Source organism: Streptomyces sp. NPDC001816 (genome assembly GCF_042892235.1).
Classification (GTDB): Bacteria; Actinomycetota; Actinomycetes; order Streptomycetales; family Streptomycetaceae; genus Streptomyces.
This window is the reverse complement of sequence record NZ_JBIATY010000007.1, coordinates 23,677-42,795: the sequence shown is the minus strand read 5'-3', so window position 1 is coordinate 42,795 and position 19,119 is coordinate 23,677. Positions and strand designations below refer to the sequence as shown.

11 protein-coding genes are annotated in these 19,119 nt (G+C 69.3%); 7 read left to right on the top strand and 4 right to left on the bottom strand.

Annotated features, from left to right (window positions below):
- Window positions 1–232 precede the first annotated feature (232 nt).
- A complete protein-coding gene (locus ACFYZZ_RS24940; RefSeq protein WP_389179919.1) occupies window positions 233–3,148 on the bottom strand; it encodes an NACHT domain-containing protein in 2,916 nt (971 codons plus the stop codon).
- A gap of 108 nt (window positions 3,149–3,256) precedes the next feature.
- On the opposite strand from ACFYZZ_RS24940, the gene ACFYZZ_RS24935 reads away from it, so the two are divergent.
- Window positions 3,257–3,466, top strand: a complete 210-nt coding sequence (locus tag ACFYZZ_RS24935; protein WP_389179916.1) for a hypothetical protein — start codon at window positions 3,257–3,259, stop codon at window positions 3,464–3,466.
- Between the two features lie 376 nt (window positions 3,467–3,842).
- Here the strand turns inward: ACFYZZ_RS24935 and ACFYZZ_RS24930 are convergent, their stop codons facing one another.
- Together ACFYZZ_RS24930 and ACFYZZ_RS24925 are read right to left on the bottom strand one after the other, a co-directional pair.
- On the bottom strand, window positions 3,843–5,030 hold the full coding sequence (locus ACFYZZ_RS24930) for a M20 family metallopeptidase (RefSeq protein WP_389179913.1): 1,188 nt from the start codon (window positions 5,028–5,030) through the stop codon (window positions 3,843–3,845).
- Between the two features lie 92 nt (window positions 5,031–5,122).
- Window positions 5,123–6,514, bottom strand: a complete 1,392-nt coding sequence (locus ACFYZZ_RS24925; RefSeq protein WP_389179910.1) for a sporulation protein — start codon at window positions 6,512–6,514, stop codon at window positions 5,123–5,125.
- A 306-nt stretch (window positions 6,515–6,820) separates the two neighbouring features.
- Between ACFYZZ_RS24925 and ACFYZZ_RS24920 the strand changes: the two genes are divergently transcribed.
- The 3 genes from ACFYZZ_RS24920 (at window position 6,821) to ACFYZZ_RS24910 (ending at window position 10,447) form a co-directional block, all read left to right on the top strand.
- A complete protein-coding gene (locus ACFYZZ_RS24920) occupies window positions 6,821–8,587 on the top strand; it encodes an asparagine synthetase B family protein (RefSeq protein ID WP_389179907.1) in 1,767 nt (588 codons plus the stop codon).
- A gap of 28 nt (window positions 8,588–8,615) precedes the next feature.
- Window positions 8,616–9,056 carry an NUDIX domain-containing protein gene (locus ACFYZZ_RS24915; RefSeq protein ID WP_389179904.1) on the top strand — a complete coding sequence of 147 codons (441 nt, stop codon included), beginning with the start codon at window positions 8,616–8,618 and terminating at the stop codon, window positions 9,054–9,056.
- A 71-nt stretch (window positions 9,057–9,127) separates the two neighbouring features.
- Entirely contained in the window at window positions 9,128–10,447 is a 1,320-nt protein-coding gene (locus ACFYZZ_RS24910; protein ID WP_389179901.1) for a UDP-glucose dehydrogenase family protein, read from the top strand.
- Window positions 10,448–11,248: 801 nt separating this feature from the next.
- Here ACFYZZ_RS24910 and ACFYZZ_RS24905 read toward each other — a convergent pair.
- On the bottom strand, window positions 11,249–11,818 hold the full coding sequence (locus ACFYZZ_RS24905) for a putative phosphothreonine lyase domain-containg protein (protein ID WP_389179898.1): 570 nt from the start codon (window positions 11,816–11,818) through the stop codon (window positions 11,249–11,251).
- A gap of 50 nt (window positions 11,819–11,868) precedes the next feature.
- On the opposite strand from ACFYZZ_RS24905, the gene ACFYZZ_RS24900 reads away from it, so the two are divergent.
- Genes ACFYZZ_RS24900 through ACFYZZ_RS24890 form a run of 3 tightly spaced genes read left to right on the top strand, consistent with a single transcriptional unit; the run spans window position 11,869 to window position 19,093 of the window.
- A complete protein-coding gene (locus ACFYZZ_RS24900; RefSeq protein ID WP_389179895.1) occupies window positions 11,869–13,044 on the top strand; it encodes a hypothetical protein in 1,176 nt (391 codons plus the stop codon).
- A complete protein-coding gene (locus ACFYZZ_RS24895; RefSeq protein WP_389179892.1) occupies window positions 13,041–16,301 on the top strand; it encodes a hypothetical protein in 3,261 nt (1,086 codons plus the stop codon). Before ACFYZZ_RS24900 ends, ACFYZZ_RS24895 begins: the two co-directional genes overlap by 4 nt.
- Window positions 16,302–16,306: 5 nt before the next feature.
- On the top strand, window positions 16,307–19,093 hold the full coding sequence (locus ACFYZZ_RS24890; protein ID WP_389179889.1) for an RNaseH domain-containing protein: 2,787 nt from the start codon (window positions 16,307–16,309) through the stop codon (window positions 19,091–19,093).
- Window positions 19,094–19,119 lie beyond the last annotated feature (26 nt).

Below are 19,119 nucleotides of genomic sequence, written 5' to 3'. Positions count from 1 at the left end.
AGCTCGTGAAGACGCATACCCCCCTGCAGCCCCCTTTGCCGTTGGATGCCCCCGTACCCCTAAGGCCTGGGCACATTCCGCCACATCTTCTCACCCCCGCCTGTCCATCCCGCTGCCGAGCCGCAGCGCATCAACATCAGCACGTCGCGGCTGTACTGCGCGCGGCCACCGATCAGGTCGGGCGTGCGATGGGATACCGGGACTCTGGCCGCCGCCCGCCTGCTGGTTGCAGTCAGGATGGACCCTGCGCTGCACGTGGCGTGGTGACCCGGGGGCGGGGAAAGAATTTGAGCTGCTCGGGTGCGAATTCTTCGAGGCCTGAGGCGCTGATGCGGTCGGCGTTGTAGAGGGACAGCTGCACGCTCGTGAGGGATCGGAGAGGGGCAACGTCGCAGGAGACGCGAGAGAGGGCGGAAATCCGAAGTTGTTCGAGGTTGGGGAACCGGTCCGGGATCAGGTCGAGGCGGGCGTCGACGCGGGACACGGAGATCCCAAGGCGCGTGATGCTCGGCATGGTGGCCGCGCAGGTGAGATCAGCGTCGGTTACCTGTAGGTCGGTCAGCCTGGGAAGAGCTGCCAATTCGGCCCATTCGACGGCATCCAGGACATGGTTGACGACGACGTCTTCAAGCGCCTCCCACCGGGTGATGCCGGTGACGGACGCCTCGATTCTGCTGCCGAGCCAGAGCTTCGTCAGGGTTGGCGGGGCGGGAAGCTCTTTGAGGGTTCTCCAGGGCAAGGCGCTGTAGAGGAACAGTTCGCGCAGCTGTGGGAGGTTGCTGAGCGCGGAGTAGGAGAAGCCGTCGGGCACGTCGAGGAGACCTAGGTGAAACAGCGGCAGCCTGGCAAGATCGCGCAGGCCGTCGACCGGTGTTGAGGCGCCGAGTTCCAGCGTACGGAGAGCGTCCAGCGGCCGGACGAAGGACAGATTGTGCAGCGCGGGGCCCGTCATGAGCTGGAGACGTTCTGTGTGTGCGGGGGAGAGATGCTCGGTGATCTCCTCCTGCGTGACTGTTGTCTCGAAAGCGATGTGCTTGAGCGGTGTCAGCAGGGAGAGGGCCTCAAACTGCGCACGGGTCCGGACGACGAGGTACAGACGGTCGCGCACAGGGGCAAGGATGTCGCGGGCGTAGTCGGCTGCCTCAAAGTTCGACCATCCCTGCACCAGCTCATGGACAGGCGCTGATGTGCCGAATGACGAGACGAAACGCTGCAGGTAGGCGTAGCCCTGATCGCCTCCCACGGATGCGGCGGTGCGGGTCACCGCTGAGATCTCGTCATTGTGCAGTCCGTCGGCGGTGGTCGGCAGCAGGTCCAGGACGCCGGGCCCCAGGGCGGACAAGGCATCGGCTTCCCGTTCGGATCGCGGCGGCATCAGAGAAGCAGCGCGCCCAGTGACCTTGCGGCGTACGTCGGGGGAGACCTCGGTGGCGTAGGGGAGGCTGGCTGCGGCCAGCAGATGCAGCCGCGCACGGTGCTCGGCTTCCTCGTCGCCGCGATCAACGAGATCTTCCAGCAGCGTGGCGCGTTCCGCGGGGCGGGCGTGGGCGACGGCCATGCGGATGACGTCTTCCCACTGGGTGTCGTGGGCGTGGTTGGCCAGCAGGGGAAGATCGGCTGCTTCGATGGCGGCCCGTGCGCCGAGGTAGTCCTGGAAGGTGCGGTGGACGAAGTCGACGGTGTCGGCGGTGGGCTGGCGCAGCAGCCCGCTGCGCGCGATGAGATGGGTCAGCACGTCGTCGGGCCCGCCCTGGTCGGTGAGGGCGGGCATGGCCGGCAGGAGGTCGGTGACGAGTTTGCGGGCGGTGGCGTAGCTCATTTCGGTCTGCTGGTTGCGGATCAGCCAGTACGCCAGATGCTGCAGCAGATGCAGTGTCTGGTGTTCGCCGAGGCGGATGCCTTCAGGGTCGGTGATGCTGCGTTCCCTATCGCGACGCACCATCAACATCGACAAGGCCGCCTCATACAGTTCCATGCGGCTGTGAGGCAGGTGACCTCGCCGGTCGCGGTGCAGCGCGCAGATCAGGGCACACAGCAGGGGAGTGGTGGACAGCTGCGCGAGGTCCCGCTGCGCGCGCAGGGTGGCCAGAAGGGATTCCTCGAGGCCATCGAGAAGGACCCGTTCGGTGTCGAAAGACGCGGTGGTTCTGGCCGCCGAGAACCAACGCCCGACGAACCGGCTGGTGTCGGCACCGCCCATGGGCCGGACGGTCAGTTCGCCAAAGCCCAGCCCGGCCAGCCAGCCCTCCGGCACAGCGGAGGGCCGCGTGGTGACGACGAAGGCCGCCGAGCGATACGCCGCGACCAGGCTCGTGAGCCACTCGCGGGCCGCCTGCCGCTGCTCTTGGGGGACTTCGTCGACTCCGTCCACCAGGATCAGCCCCCGGCCGGCCGCGAGTATCCTGTCGGCCCATTCGGCCGGCTGCCCGTGCGCTATAGGCGCGTCGACGGCCGTGAGGAACTCGTGCGGCTGGGGCAGACGTCCCTGGCGCACAAGGGTCCGCAGCGGCAGGACGAACGGGATGTGCCCGTGATACTGAGACAGCTCGGGCGGCAGACTGCCCCGGGCCGTGGAGACGGCCAGCCACTGCAACAGCGTCGTCTTTCCGCTGCCGGCCAGCCCCTTGAGCAGGATACGGCGATGCCCGGCAAGGGCCTGCTCCGCACGGCAGACCAGGATCGCGGCTGCTAGCGGCTCAGGCCCGCGCTCCCAGTCCTCGTTCTGCCCGGACAGCTCGAGACTGAGATACGCTGCGTCCAAAGGCCAGCAAGCCCGCTCGGGGCGGCTGAGATCCAAGCCGACCACCGTCAACTGCGCGTGTCGCGCGGCTACGTAGTCGAGGTAGCGGCCCGCGAAGTCCTGCCGCCCTGGGCGGCCGTCATCGGAGGCAACGGCAGGACCGGTACGTGCGGGACGGGCTTGCTCCCGCAGCGCGAGCAACGGTCCTGCATCCGTGCCCAGCGCTTCGGCGAGGGCGACCAGCGTGGCCTCGGAGGGCACTTTGCTCCCGCTCAGAGCCTGACTGATCGTGGTTCGCCCCAGCCCTGTCCGCTGCTGCAATCCGCCCATCTGCAGCCTGCGTTGGAGCCGCAGAGTGCGTAACCGCCGCGCGAGCTCGGCCAGCGGGTCCTCGCCGACGTCTGCCATATCCCCCCCATGGACCGGGTTGGTTCATTCTCGTTCGCCTGAACCCCGCCGAACACAAAAACCGCGAACTTCTCCTCGGACCGCCTGACGACATCCTGAGGAGACCTCATGACCTCGCCCGCCCTCCGCCTGATACTGCTGATGCTGGTTCTGGCCGTCACGACGCTGTTCGGTCTGCTCACCGCCGGAATGGCAGGCCTTCTGGCGCGGCACACCGGCGCAAGCTATGCCTCCGCTCTTCTGCGGGCCGGAGCTGCCTTCGCCGCCACCACCACGCTTGCCCTCGCCGTTCTCTCCCTTGCTGCCGGCGTGCTGTGAAGAGCGCGCTGCGGTGTGCCCGCACGCAGGACAGCGCAGCAGCCGACGACCCGTGTCGCGTCGGTCGAGCGACGGCCCTGTCCGCTCGCTGGACAGTTTGGCCAGGCGCGGGCAGCGGGAGAACGCCAGTCCCGCTGCCACAGCGCCGCAGCGGCTGGTGGTCGCGGAACATCGCGAATGCGCAGCAGGTCACACTGAATTACACCCCTCCTTCGAATGCGCGTGGCCTTCGCCGAGAAGACCGTCGAGGTGACGACCGTCATCGAGCCCGGCGTCGACAGCACCGAGAAGAAGGCGATCGCCTCGAAGGAGACGGTCACCGCCGCCTCCCCGTACACGAACGGGTGGGCGGTGGCCGTGATGTGCCCGGGAGGCGTCAGCCTCCAAGGAGGTCGAGGACGGCCCGCTGGTAGACCGCGTAGACCGTGGGGAGCTCGGCGAGGTGGGCGCGTTCGTCGATGCCGTGCAGCCCCTCGTACGGCACGCCGAAGCCGGCGGTGGCGGGGATCTGCTTCCCGGCGAGGAGGTTGCCGATGTTCGAGGGGCCCGCGGTCTTCGCCCGGACCGCGAGCCCTTCCTCGGCGGCGGCGCTCAGCAGCGCGGAGGCGGGCTGCTCGTCCTCGGCCAGACGGAACGGCGGCCAGACGGCGACCAAGGTGATCTCGGTGGGCTTCGGGGCGGGCCGTTCCGCGTCGAGCGCGACGACGGCCCTGTGGACCAGCGCCTCGGCGTCGTGCCCGTCGAAGCCGGGGGTGGTGCGCACGTCGATGTTGATCTCGCACCGGTCCGGGGTGATGGAGAAGCCCTGGCCGCCGTGGAAGGCGGTCACCGACAGCTTCGGCGGCAGCGGGAACCCCGAAGCCCCGTCTGCTCCGGGCAGTTCAGCCTCCTCCAGGAGATACACGAGGCGGGCGGCGCGGGAGATGGCACTGACCACGCTCTTGCTGGAGCCGGAGTGCCCGGCGCGGGCATGGACGGCGATCGACGCCCGCCACAGGCCCCGTCCGCCGACCACGACCTCGTCCAGGCCCGGGTAGCCGATCATCACTCCGGCGGGGCGGGCAGCGGACGGGTCGGCGAGGTAGGCGCGGGCGCCGCCGAAGCCGCCGGTGTGCTCGTCGACGTCCAGGAGCACGGCGAGTCCGCCGCGCAGGTGAGCGGCGCGAGTGTGAAGACCGGCGGCAATGTGGCAGAACATCGCGGCGGCCAGCTTGGAGTCGGCCGCGCCCCGGCCGCGCAGCCAGCCGTCCACGACGCCCCCGGAGTCCGGCGGGAAGGACCAGGCAGCCTCGTCGCCGTAGGGGGCGGTGTCCACACAGGCGTCCAGCGTCCACCACGGGCCCACATGCCCGCCGGAGATCTCCACCAGCAGCCCCACCGGATGCCCGGCCTCGTCGTGGAGGCGACGGTGCGGCAGGCCGCGGGCGGAAAGCCAGTCCTCCAGCACCCCGAGAACGGGCCCGTAGTCGTCGATGCCGGCCCGGCTCGGGCACCGGATCAGCTGTTGTGCCAGCTCCACCACGGACGCTGTAAGCGGCTTGTCCTGCTGAAAATTCGCGATCAACGGGTCTCCCCACTACCTCGGTTGTGCCGCACCGACAGTTGAGCCCCCAGCGACGCCAGGCCCTCGCCCAACTCGGCCTGTAAAAGCCGATCTCAGGCGGCGACGCCGAGTTCGGCGTGTGTGCGGCGGAGGAAGTCGCGGACGGCCGGCTCGCGCCGCCAGGGGGCGAGGGCTGTGTTGAACTCGCGTACGTAGTCCTTGGCCCGCGCGGACTGGACGCGGGCGAGGATGTCGACGGACCGGTTGCCCAGTGCCAGGCCGTGGTCGAGGTCGCGGGCCTGGAGATGGGCCGTTGCGACGATCGCGAGACGCATTCCTACCGAGCGGGTGAACACTCCCGGCGGCATGGCGGCGGCCTGCTGGTTCCAGGCGAGGGCCGCCTTGGGGTTCTTCAGGTCCCGGAAGACCTCGGCGGCGTCCGCCGAGAGGCGGGCATGGTGATAGAAGTCGATCCAGGCAGGCTCCAGATCACTGCCGGCGTGCGCCTGGCTCAGGAGGTCCTCCGAGGCGGCCAGGGCCCGTGAGGCGGCCCGTACGTCCCGTTCGCGGGCATGGGCACGGGCCTCGATGAGCTTGGTGAAGGCCAGCACCCTGGGGGCGGCCTGGCCCTTGGCCCGTTCGAAGGCGCCCTGGGCCATGTCGACGGCCTCGGAGGCGAAGCCCCGCATCAGGGCCTGCATCGCCATCGTGGTCAGGACATAGCAGCCGAGCTGCACGTCCCCTCCCGCGCGGGCGAGACGGAGGGCCTGGATGAAGTGCCGCTGGGCGACGTCGTGCTGGCCGACGTCGAACGCGGTCCAGCCGGCCAGCCGGGACAGCTCGGCGGTCACGGAGAACAGCTCCCGGCCGACGTCGTCGGTGAAGGAGCCCCGCAGCAGCGGGGCGGCCCGCTCCTGCAGGCAGACGGTGACGGAGTTGGCCTTCCAGTTTCCGCCACCGTACTTGGAGTCCCAGCGGCGCGCCTCGTCGGCCGCGTTGCGGAGTTCTTCCAGGTCGGCTCGGCCGACCTGCTTGCCGCCGTGGTGGTCGGCGGCGTCGTCGGTGGGGTTGACCAGCCAGCGGGTCACGGGGGTGGTGAATGCGGACACGGCGAAGCCGGATCCGGTCAGGAAGTCACGGCGGTTCACGGAACTCCAGAACGAAGTGGCCACTTGGACCGCCTCGGCACGGTCCCGCGGGAAATCCAACCCGACATTCGCGTCCGGTGTCTCCGCCTGAGCCATGCCGATCTCAGCGAGTGTCACAGGCCGGCCGAGCCGTTCGGCAAGGGCGGCGGCGATCAGCTTGGGCACCGGCCACTTCGGGGTCATCCCGCGCCGGCACCAGTTGGCGACGGAGGTATGCGAGTAGTCCGTGGTCAGCCCGGTGGCCTGCGCAAGCTGGTTGACCCGCAGAGCCAGAGACTTGTGGCTGGCTCCGCTGGCCTCGATGAGCCGGGCTAAATCCGCGTTCGGCGGCCTGCTCCGGCGGACGGTCGATGCCACGACCTGCCCCCCTGACCTTCTCCTTGGGAGCGTCACCCCAGGTCGAACCGGCGCTTGAGCACGAAAAGTTGCACTTCGCTGAGCGCGGAAAGCCGGACGTGACGCCCATTGTCGGTGCACCGAGGGTATTGCCTCGCGGCTCGCAGTGAACCGGATCCACGAGTTGTGAGCCCCCCTGCGAGCCCTCCCCGGCGCGGGGGGCCGGCGGGTGTGATGAGGAGCCCAGGGCGTCACCGGGCCGGGAGGAAGGCCCCCCGGCGGCGGCCGCCGCCAGGCACCACGACTTCACGCTCGGGGGTGAACCAGATGTGCGGAATCGCAGGACTGGCCGGAGGCGACGCCGTCCGGCACGAGGGAACCGTCGCGGCGATGGGCGATGCGCAGTACTACCGCGGCCCCGACGGCACCATGCACGCCGCCGCCCGGGACGGGCGGGCCGTGCTGGCCATGAACACCCTGCTGATCGTCGACCCGCACGCCATGCCCGGCCCCTACCTGGATGGAGGCACGGGGCTGCTCCTGGCCTTCAACGGGGAGATCTACAACTGGCGGCAGCAGGCCACGGCGTGGGGCATCGAGATAGGCGAGCGCGAGTCGGATGCCCACTTCCTGCTCCAGGCCTGGGCCAGGCTCGGCCCGTCCTGCCTGGACGGCCTGGACGGCATGTTCGCCCTGGCCGTCTATGACGCCCGCGTCTCGAAGCTGTTCCTGGCCCGCGACCGGCTCGGTGAGAAGCCGCTGTACTGGCGCCTCGACGGCGGCCGGCTCGCGTTCGCCTCCGAGGTGACCACCCTGACCGGCTATGGGCCGGCCCCGCTGGTCCTACGGCCGGAGGTCACGGCGATCGAGACCCCCATCGGGGTGGACACCCCGTTCCAGGGCATCCAGCTGCTGGCCCCCGCCACTCTGCTGACCTTCGACGTCACCACCGGCTCGATCGACCAGATGACCTGGTGGCACCTGGAAGACCGGGCCCCGTTCACCGCCCCCTACAGCGAGGCCCTGGCGAAGTTCTCCACCGTCCTGGCCGAGCAGATCCCACTCAGGGCCCCGGCCTGCGACTTCGCTCTGCTGCTGTCCGGCGGGCTGGACTCGTCGGTGCTGGCCTATCTGATGCGTCCGCCGGTCTGCGTCACCGTCCGCTACCCGGGCCGGGACCGCCTGGACGAGTCCTCCACTGCCGCGGTCATCGCCCGGGACATCGGCGCCGAGCTGGTGGTTCTCGAGCCGGGCCCGTTCGAGTTCCCCCACGCGCTTCCGCACGTGATGCGGGCGCTGGACTACCCGATGGGCAACGCGTCCACGTTCTCCGAGTACATGGCCTACCGGAAGGTCGCCGATCTGGGCCTGCGGGTCGTGGTCGGCGGGCTGGGCCCGGACGAGTTCCTCATGGGCTACGTCCGCCAGGCCCTGGTCCTCTTCGGCCCCGACGCCGTCCTCAAGGCAGGGCTGGAGGCCTACCGGCCGCTGGCCGCCAAGCTGATGCACCCCGCCGGTGAGCCGATGAGCCCGGATGAGGCAGCCACGAAGCTGATCCTGCGCGGCCCGGACCCGGACGGCCGCATCCGGGACCTGGTCGCCGACGCGATGGCCCGCGCGGGCGGGGACCTGGCCCGCGGCCTGACCCTGGCCGACCTCGCCACGGCCTGGCGGCCGCTGGTGATGACCAGCGACAAACTCGCCTCCGCCTTCGCTCTCGAACGCCGGTCTCCCTATCTCGCCCGTGACCTGGTCGAGCTGTCCTACCGGCTCCCCACCGAGCACAAGACCACCGACCCGGCCCAGGGCAAGAGGATCCTGCGGGATGCCGCCAAAGCGTTGGGCCTGCCCCGCGAGGTCTGGGCCAGCCGGGACAAGATCGGCTTCGCCTCCCCGGTCCCCGCCTGGCTCAACGGCCAGCTCGCCGAATGGGCGGACGCCCAGATCACCGCCGCCCTTGCCGACGCCCCCGCCGCCTTCCGTCCCCTTCTCGAGGGAGGTCTGGCCCGCAGCGGCCGGTTCGACCGCACCCGCATGCAGGCCCTGATGGCAGCCGCCTGGTTTTCGCACCAGACCGTCCGGGCTGCCGCATGATCCCCAACCGCCCCGCTAGCGTGTCGGAATGCACTCCCACACCACCGCGCACCCGGACCCGGGCGCCGCCCGCGGAGCCGTCGCGATCATCACCAACCGCCGCGGCGAACTCCTCCTCCACCTGCGCGATGACCTCCCAGGGATCATCGCCTGGCCTGGCCACTGGAGCCTGCTGGGCGGCGGCTGCGACCCCGGCGAGGACCCGGCCTCCGCTATCGTCCGCGAGCTGGATGAGGAAGCCGCCCTGGCCGCCCGGGACCTGACCGAACTGTTCGAGATCCGAGACGACCGAGGCTCCGGGCAGATCATCACCTTCTTCGCCGGCACCTGGGACGGCGACGAGACCACCCTCCCCCTGGCCGAGGGCATCAAACTCCAGTTCTTCGCCTCCGAGCACCTCGACATCCTCACGATCCCGCCGTTCATCCGAGACGGGATCCACCGCTATCTGGCCGCCAGGTCCTCCTGACACTCCGTCCCCGCCGGGCGAGGGGACAGGGTGGGACCGCCGGCGGCCCACCCGAAGGGACACCCCCCGTCATGAAGATGACCGTCGTCGGATGCGGATACCTCGGCGCCACCCACGCCGCCTGCATGGCCGAACTCGGCCACGAAGTCCTGGGCATGGACTCCGACATCGACAAGGTCCACACCCTGAACACCGGCAAAGCCCCATTCTTCGAACGCGACCTGGACGACCTCCTCACCAAGCACACCGAGCGCGGCCAGCTGCGGTTCACCGCCTCCTACCAGGAGGCCGCCGCATTCGCCGACCTGCACTTCATCGGCGTCGGCACCCCCCAGCAGCCCGGCAGCGACGCCTACGACCTCACTCATCTCTTCGACGCCGTCCGTCAGCTCGCCCCGCACCTCGCGGGCCCGGCCGTCGTCGCGGTCAAGTCCACCGTCCCCGTCGGCACCGCACCCCGCATCGCCGAACTCCTGCACGAACACGCCCCGGCCGGGGACCGCATCGAGGTCGCCTGGAACCCCGAATTCCTGCGCGAGTCGTCCGCCGTCGAGGACACCCTCCGCCCCGACCGGCTCGTCCTCGGCTTCAACACCCCCCGCTCCTGGGCCGAGACGATGCTGCGGCAGGCGTTCGGGAAGATCATCGAAGCAGGAGTGCCGACGATCGTCACCGACTGGGCCACCGCCGAACTCGCCAAGGGCGCCGCCAACTCCTTCCTCGCCACCAAGATCTCCTTCATCAACGCGATGGCCGAGGTCTGCGAGAAGACCGGCGCCAACGTCGCCGAACTCGCCGACATCCTCGGCCACGACATCCGCATCGGACGCCGCGGCATGCGGCCCGGCCTCGGGTTCGGCGGCGGCTGTCTGCCCAAGGACCTGCGCGGCTTCATCACCCGCGCCGTCGAACTCGACGCCGACCAGGCCGTCGGGATCCTCCGCGAAGCCGACACGGTCAACACCCGCCGCCGCCGACGCGTCATCGACCTCGCACGCGAGGAACTCGGGCCCGACCTGCGCGGCAAGCGGATCACCGTCTGGGGCGCCGCCTTCAAGCCCGAGACCGACGACATCCGTGACTCGCCCGCCCTCGCCGTCGCCCAGGCCCTGCACGACCACGGCGCCAGTGTCACCGTCACCGACCCCAAGGCCCTCGACAACGCCCGCAAGCTCCACCCCGAACTCGACTACGCCGACGACCCCATCGCCGCCACCGAGGACTGCGACCTCCTTCTGCACCTGACCGAGTGGCCCCAGTTCGCCCACATCGACCCCAAGCGACTCGCCAGCCGCACCACCAGCCCCAAGGTCATCGACGCCCGCGGCACCCTCAACACTGACCAGTGGCGCAGGGCCGGCTGGATCATCCAAGCCCTCGGACGGGCCTGAGCCACGTCATCCTCACGGGACCATCCCGGCAACGTTCCAGGTCACGGGCCCGTGAATCCTTTCCGACAGCACCAGGAAGGGACAGAAAAGGACACGGCCTTCAGATCGGGCGATCAACAAACGCCTTGCATTCGTCGTCCGGCGTCGAAACCGCCTACGACCCTGACCCGATCAGGGGGCTCTGGCCACGGCCAGAGCCCCTTCGCGCTTTGCCAGGTCACCGGCACTGTGTCAGTGCCGACCACGACCGAAACCGCCCTCTCCACGGCGATGGACGCTCATGGGCAGGCACTCACCGACTGACCCGATTGGGCACGCGGTGACAGCGTCGATCTTGGGTACTACCGAGAAGGCGGGGCGTGCCCAGCGCTGCTTTCGTGCTGTCCCTGCTGTGTGCTGTCCGTCGAGCTGTCGCACCGCGGTTGAGCGGTTGGGGCCCTTGCAGGGCTGTGTCATGCAGTTGCTCCACATGCGTTGCGGTGACCTCCGTGGCGCCGACCACTGAATGCGGCAGGGCATCAACCTCATCTGGAGGACGGATTCGGGAGGCAGTGCCGGCGCCCTAGCTGTGGCGTCTGCACCGTGCGCGACCTAGCACGCCAGGCTCGGGTGGAGCAGAGTTGATGGGACTCGCCCTGCCAGGGCCTACGTGCTGCTGGGCTGGCCAGCTGGCCGCTGTACCGCCCGAAGCAGGGATGACCCCACCGCTCTGCGCGCGGAGGTGCTGTACAGGTCCGCAACTCAGAGGCGGGCGTACGAGGCCGCGCTGCCGGCCACGGCGGCAACGGGTGGCCAAGCGGGCTACGAGGCAGCTCGCTTCGGCCGCTTAAGGACGTACTGGTGGGAGGTGTTCCGCCCTCGCGACGCCGAAGCGCGCCCAGTGATCTGGGCGGGATTGCGTTCGTTGAGCTTTGTGGTGTTGGTCGGGCTGGTGTAGATAGCGGTGCCGTCTCCGTATTCGCCGCTGCGGGTTGTCTCATCGGCTTTGTAGGCCAGAGCGTCACGGATGCCGAGTGAGCGCAGGACGTGCAGCACGCGTTGGACATCCTTCCTGTCGCGGTGGTCGGCGGTGTAGATGATCACGGGGCGTCGTGTGGGATCGCCGTCGAAGTCACTGCCGAGCGTGGCGACCTTGGCTCCTGGTCCGAGCTGTCCGGCTTCCACGGCTGTCTTGATGAGGTGCCATCCTGTGTCGAGGGCACGGACCGGCAGGAACCACAGCCACTTGCCGGCGTTGGCGTATTCCATGGCGGCGGCGGGAGCCAGGAAGTTGACCTCGGGTGCCATGGCCCACTGCCATCGGTTGTGCGTGTCGGCGGATGGCGGCGGCGTTGCGGATGGTTGACCTGTCTGGGTGGGCTCTTTGCGCATGAATTAACAGTATGTGGCATTTGTCATATGCCGTTGCTATGTGTTCCGGTGTGGCTGTCAAAAATGTCGCCGCGGACCAGGAGCGGCGTGACCAGGCGTTGACGGCGTGCTGCATGGCGGCCGTCGCGGAGAGCGATCCGGTGCTGGCGCCCGCCCGCCGGAGCAGACTGCTAATGGACTGCCTGGCGGTACTTCGAGCGGCACACCAGCCGGAGCGGGCGGCGCAGATCCGGATGAAGGAGTTCCGGAAAGGCCTGCGGGGCCCGCTGGGACCTCTGCTCCCGCCGGCCTCGGGCCGACCCGACCGGTTCGACAGCATGGAGCTATTCGACGCACAGGGGTTGGCCCGCGACGCGGTCAAGGACCTGTGCAGCGAGCACCTGGTACCGCTGGCGGCGCTCGAGCAGCACTGGTCGTGGCCCCGCGTGCGTGCCGAGCAGGATGAACAGCGTCTGTTCGGCTTCATGCGGCGCCTCGCGCCGGAGGATTACCGGCACGCCCGCACCCTTCTGGGAAGGCACGCCGCCGGGTCGGTGCGGGAGTTGAGTCGCCAGTGGGACCGGCTGTGGATGCGGTTCGACTTCTTCGAGTCCGTGGCCGACTGGCCGTGGTGCCAGGTCGACGGCTGGTGGTATCCGTGCCCGGTCTGCCGCTGGCCGATGCGGGCCGTCCGGTCCGGGCCGCAGTTCGACGTGCGCTGTGAAGCCCACGCGCCCCGGGGTGTGCACTACCGGTACACGCCCAGCGGAGGTCCGGGCCCGGGAGAGCTGATTGGGACCGGCAAGGCGGCAGTACCGGTCACGCCACTCCCGGCCAGCGCCGATCACCTGGCCGTGAGCCGGCCCGTGTGGCGCTACGGCACCCTTCCCGTGCTCCTCGAACTCCAGCTGCGCGACGCAGTTGTCGACCTGCCGTACGTCGAGCTGGTGATGTGGCCGGGGGAGCAGCGGCCGGACGAGTACGACCTGCACATCACCGTCGCGGTGCCCGGCAAGCGGGTGCGGCACTGGAGGGTGGACGCCAAGGCATGGGAGTCGGTCGTCGCGCTCGGTGCGGCGCTTACGAATCGCCCGGCGTTGCGGAAGGGGCTGACGATCGTGCTGCCGGACCATCAACAAAGTGAGCAGCACTTTCTTGCCGCCCAGGTCCGCGACCGGGGCGTCAAGGTGACCACGGTCAGCCGCCTGGTCAGCGACATCGAGAAGGCATGCGGAGTGGTGCGGTGAGGCCGGAGGACTGGGAGCTGCGCCGCCTGACCGTCTCCGCGGCGCTGGCGCTGGCCGAGGAGTACTTCGGTTTCCGTAACGCCGACGGCCGGGTGGTCGTGCCGCTGGACCAGGCGCATGTTTTTGCGGCCGCTCGCGTGGACCTGTGGGAGCGCTGGTCCCAGGTCCCGCGGCACGTCAGGGAGCTGGTCGGCAGGTACTGGCACGTGCGCCCGGACGACCTGGCCGGACGCTCCATGTTCGAGGCGCTCGCGCGAACCTTTGCGACCCAGGGCAGAGGCCTCTACCGGCTCCCCGATGATGTACCGCCCCGGGAGGCGACCTACCTGCTGGCCGCGCACGCGCAAAAGCCGCTGGAACTGCTCTGGCAGCTGGTGCGTGAAGCCGAGGAGTACCACTACAGCACGCGTGGGCCGCTGCCCGTGGCTGGCCCCGGCCAGTGGCAGTTCGGGGGATCCGAGCCCACGGTGGTGACCATCCCCGACACCGAAGAAGGCGCCAAGGTACGGCCACTGCGGCTGACGACCGCCCCTTACACGGCCATGACGACCGGCACCCGCAAGAAGATCCTGCGCCTGGCCCGGCGCCAGGCCGCAGCCGGGCCCGACCGCCACGGCTGGAAGCCGGGCGTGCTCGCCTCCTTCATCGACCGGCTCCAGGACGCCTCCGGCGACCCCGTCACCCGCCTGAACCTCCCGGTCGGGAAGCTCACGATCGTCAACGCGCCCACCGGCGTGGGCAAGAGCGTGCTGATGAACGCCCTCGCCCCGCTTCTGGCCGACCGCGGCCAGGGCCCCGTCGCCATCGTCGTCAGCACGATCCACGACAGCCTGACCAACGCCGAGAAGATCGCAGCGGACGACGAACTCGTCTTCCAGGTCACCGCCCAGCTCTCACAGGCCACCGCACGCCAGAAGCTGCGCTGCGCACCGCTGGTCACCGGGATCCGGGTCGCGGAACAGGCCGAACGCGCCGCCGAACAGGGCCGCGAGGACCGCCACGACCGGCTCGCCTACGGATGCGATCTGTCCGCATGGGTGACGGACGGGCCCACGGTGACCCGCGGCCGCGAGCCGTGCCGCACGCTGACCAAGGTCACCGATCCCGTGGCCGGCGCCGATGGCGAGGGGCCGGTCGGCCCGCACGCCTGCCCGCGGATGGGGGTGTGCGGGAAGTACGCGCTGTTCCGCGAGGCGGTCCAGGCGGACGTCATCGTCACCAACCACCACAACCTGCTGCGCGGCCTCATCCAAGTCCCGGTCGACACCGGCCGGCATCTTCTTCGGCAGATCTCCGTGATGGAGTTTCTCCACCGGCACTGCCGCACGCTGATCGTCGACGAGGTCGACAATCTCCAGAACAGCTGGTGTTCCACCGGCGCCCACGACTTCTCCCTGGCCACGCGCGGCATCAGCAAGACCTCGCTGCTGTTGCAGGTGGACCAGCAGCGGCAGAGCCTGGCAGCGGCGGCCGACCGCCGTGTGGTCAACGCCTTGTTCAGGGCCCGGGGACTGGGAGAGCAGTTCCTCAACTACGTGCTGGACGGCGAGCTCTGGGTCGAACAGGACGCCCACGAGGAAGAACGTCCTGGCTCCGGGTGGCACGTGCCCGGCATCTGGGACCGCATCCTGATCAGGGATCTGCTCGGCCTCGACGAACATGCCCGCCTCGATCCGGACATCCACAAGGCGTTCCGTGCCATCTTCCCCGACTCCGACGACGACACCAAACCTGACCCGCGCTTCCAGGACCTGGCTGGCATTCTCGCCCGGGCCGTCAGCCGAGACACCAGCGAGGACGAACTGCCCGTCCTCAAAACGGAGATCTCCCGGGAACTCAAACGCCTCAAGATCCCCAAGAGGCGGCACCCGGACGTCACCAACGCGCTGCTCGTGCGCGCCTGGCTGGGCAGCCTCCACCAGAGCCTGACCTACCTGAAGTCAGTGATCGCCGGACTCGGTGCCCAGCTGACCGTCGGCCGCGAGCTGGCACAAGCGCTCGGCTCCTTCAGCCAGAACGGCCCGCTGCCCTACGGGCCCCTGGGCTACCAGCTGTTCGGCTTCAAGGTCAACAAGGACAACCGCGGCGGCGGCGAACTCTTCGTCCAGTCCCTCGGCGGCGACCCCCACACCGGAACCGCCCAGCTCGGCGGCACCATGGCCCTCGCCACCGCCGGCGTCGAGCGCAGCGTCCTCGCCCTGTCCGCGACTGCCTTCTTCCCCCGCGCGGCCTGCGAACACGTGCACACCGAGCCCGCCTACGTCATGACCGACGCCACCCCCGGCGCCGTCACTGCCCTGGTCGGCAACGTCTCCGCCTCGGATACCGTATGGGACCCCATCACCATCGGAGGCATCGCCGAAGCCCACAAACCCGACAAAGTCCGGGAACTCGGGGAGCGGCTGTGGAAGACACGGCTCTCCGAGCACCTGCGGCAGCTGGAGATCGACGACCCCGACCGGGCCAGAGCCATGGTGGTCTCCAACTCCTACAAACAGGCCGCCCTCTTCGCCGTCGGCATCGCCTCGGCCGCCGTGGAGGCCTCCTGGATCGCCGTCGTCATCCGCAAAGACGGCGCCCCGCCCGGCATCCACCTGCCCCCCGGCGTCGTGACCATCACCATCGACCAGCTTGAGGACCTGCCCCGCACCCACCCCAACGTCAAGGTCATCTGCGCACCCCTGCAGCTGGTCGCCCGCGGACTGAACATCCTCGTCCCCGGCACCGAGAACTCCGCGCTGGCCTCGGTGTGGGTCGGCCTGCGCCCCGTCGCCGACCTGCACTCTCCCGAGGCGATGTACGCCAGCATCAACGCAGCCGCCATCCGCGCTGCCTGCCCCGGCCCCGACCCCGCCCGCATGCTCGGAATCCAGAGCCGGGCCGCCCGAAGACATCTGCACACCCTGCTGCGCAGCGACCCCCGTTTCAGCCGTCTGCCCCGCTTCTTGAAGACCGAGATCCTCGCCGGAATCCTCGTCGACCTCATCCAGCTCGCCGGCCGCGCCCGCCGCGGAGGCACCCCAGTCCAGCTCTACCTCGTCGACAACTCCCTCCTCGACACCCGGCTGGGCTCCGACTTCCCCTCGCTGCTGCGCTCCTACTACGACGGCCTCACCGAGGACGAACAGGCCAGCCTCCGCCGCATCTACGGCACCACCCTGACCGCCTGGCTCGACTTCGCCGACGCACCCGACATCCCCCAGCTCACCCACGTCCCCCTGCCCCGCAGCGAAGACCTTGATCACGAAGGTGTCTGATGACCATGGACCAGACCCAGCTGTTCCTGCTGGCCTGCCACACCAATGAGCCACTCCTTGGCTCGGTAGTGCTGTACCGCCTGCCCGAGGTGAAGATCGACACCGCCTGGGAAAAGCTGCGCGAGGAATACCGCGGCATTACCGGCTCCACAGCGAACCTCCCCTACAGCGGGCTGCTGACCGTCCTGCGCGCCATCGGCTACACCAGCGCCACCCTCTACCCCACCTCCAAGACCAACCCGCCGAAGTTCCTCGCCACGACCCGTCCCATCGACCGCGACGACCTGCACGCCGCCATCACCCTCTGGGAGCAGGCGCTGCTGCAGACCCCAGCCGACAGCTTCACCTTCCAACACCCGAGCCAGATCGCCGACCTCATCGCCGGCACCACCCCCGAAGATGTCCCGCTCTGGGACCAGATCACCCGCACCACGGCCTGCATCGACGCCCCCGGCTGGGTGTGGACGGCCGCCGGCTGGACCATCGCCGAGAAGCTCTCGGGTAAGACGTGGACGATCGACGGCAAGACCGTCACCTTCCGCCGCGATCTCGCCAACTGCCTCCAGGTTTGGGACCGCGATCTGCTCTGGAGCAACACCTGGCTCGCCGCCCGCGGAGAAACCCTCGACGACATCGCCGCCGACGGCGAGGAAGACACCGACACCGCCTGGAAGACGGCCACCAGATACGCCACCCTCCGGCTCGACGTCACGATGAAGTCCCACCCCGGCCTGCCCCACCCCGTGGCCGTCGTGCAACCCTCCGTCTCCCGGCTGAGCAACACGCTGCGCAACGCCCGCACGGCCTGGTTCGAGCCCCGCGACGCCAAAGACCCCCTCCTCAACCTCGAACTCGGCGGATACGGCGACCACACCCACCTCAATCACACCACCCGCCTGGCCCTGGACGGCTGGACCCGCCTGCACGGCGAACACGTCTTCCCCCGCGACAAAGACGACGAGTTCCTCGCACCCAGCGCTCTCGACCTGAGCGGCCCACCCGGCAAACTCCGCGCCCTGGTTCCCTTTGCCGTGAGCTACCCGGTCGGCAGGGGTGTGGGCATGTACAGCCAACGTGAACTCGCCCGGCACATCAGCGCCGTCCTCGACCAGCCCCTGGTCGAATGCGTCCAGGTCGCCGGCCGCCGCCCCTTCGCCCACGGCCGTACCACCGTCGAAGGCCGTGATGCGGTCCTGTGGGACGACGAGAACCTGCCACAGATCCTCGCAGCATCCGGATGCCGGAAACTGCGCATCCTCGCCCTCTACAGGACCCAGGCCATGCGCACGCGCATGCAGTTGCTGCTGGCCTACCACTTCAACCGTCCCGACCTTGCCGCCACCGGCATCGGTGAGAACAAGCTCGTCTCGCTCAACGATCACGTCGAGGTCCTGTTCCAGCCGGCACCGGAGCTGCTGGCTCACGGCGATCACCACGCCCAGCGACCCGCCCTGGTCAGGCAACTCCATGGTCTCGATGCCCCCGAGGACACCCGCCTGCTCGCCCTGTGCGAGACCGAGTACGACCCCAAGGCCTGGGCACGCCAACGACGCGCATCGAAGAAGACCGACTCCACCGTCGTCAACCCCGATACCCTGGACGCCAAGCACCGAGTCAACGGCGAACTCGCCAAGCACCGAGTCCTCGCCCAGTTCCTCACCCTGTACAAGCCCGGACGCCGCAACCCCCGCAAGAAGGACCGCGAACTCACCACCGACCTCGAGCTCCTGGGCCTCGAACTCCAAGGACACCACCGTGGCCACATGGCCATCGCGGATATGTCCCGCGTGGCCGGGCTCGTGCACCCCCGGCTGACCAAAGCCCTCAGCTCCGGCCCCCACGGCCTCAAGGAACCCCTCGTCCACGTCGGGCTCCACCTGCGCCAGCAGCGCGGCGAACGGCGCATCGCCACCGACGAGCCGAAACTGATGTGGACCCTGGTCGCCCTCGTCCCCCACGGCCGGTACTGGCGGACCCTCGCCTACCTCCCCTCCGAATACGCTGGCCAGGGCAGCTGGCTCGACTACGCCCCCGCCAACTACCACTTCCGGGCCCGGCCATTGCCCGAGGGACGACGCCACGACGAACTCCTACCCCGACACATCGACCGCGCACTCTACGAGCTGGGCGGGCACGCCGGCCCGGCACATGGATACGTCATGTACGTCTCCGGAGGCGAAGCCCGTAGCATCTGGCCCCTGCTCGCCAACAAGAACCTGGGCCAGACACCCGACGCGGCCGGTCAGATCAACAAGCGGCCGGCACTGCCCGGCTTCACGCTCGCACCCGACCAGCGACCGCGAGCGGTCGTCCGGGTCACCTCCGGCAGCGAGGACGTGGCCCGGCCGGCTCTGATCGAACGGCTCCGCCACCTCCCGGAGTACGACGAGCCCGTCACCGAGGAAGGCAAACTTGCCACCGGCCTGTTCCAGCTGGAAAAGGCCGAGCAGACGTTCATCCTCTGTAACCTCCCCCACCAGTTCACAGGAGGCGCGCGCTACGCCCGCGCCGGCGAGTCCTACACGCGGTGGGGCAGCAGCGACCCCAAGGAACAAGCCGAAACCTGGTACAGCCACACGGCAACCGAGATCACCGTGCTTCATCACCCGGCCGACCAGGCTCTGCTCACCTATGGGCTTGCAGCCGCCCGTCTCTGCGATCACGCCCTTCACTGGGAACACCGCACCCACTACCCCGCACCGGTCCACCTCGGTATCCAGATGGACAAGGACCACCCCGAATACCGCCGCACCGTCGATCCCACCGACGGTGACGACGACGCACAGCCCTGAGCCACGACGGAACGCGAGGCCCCAGC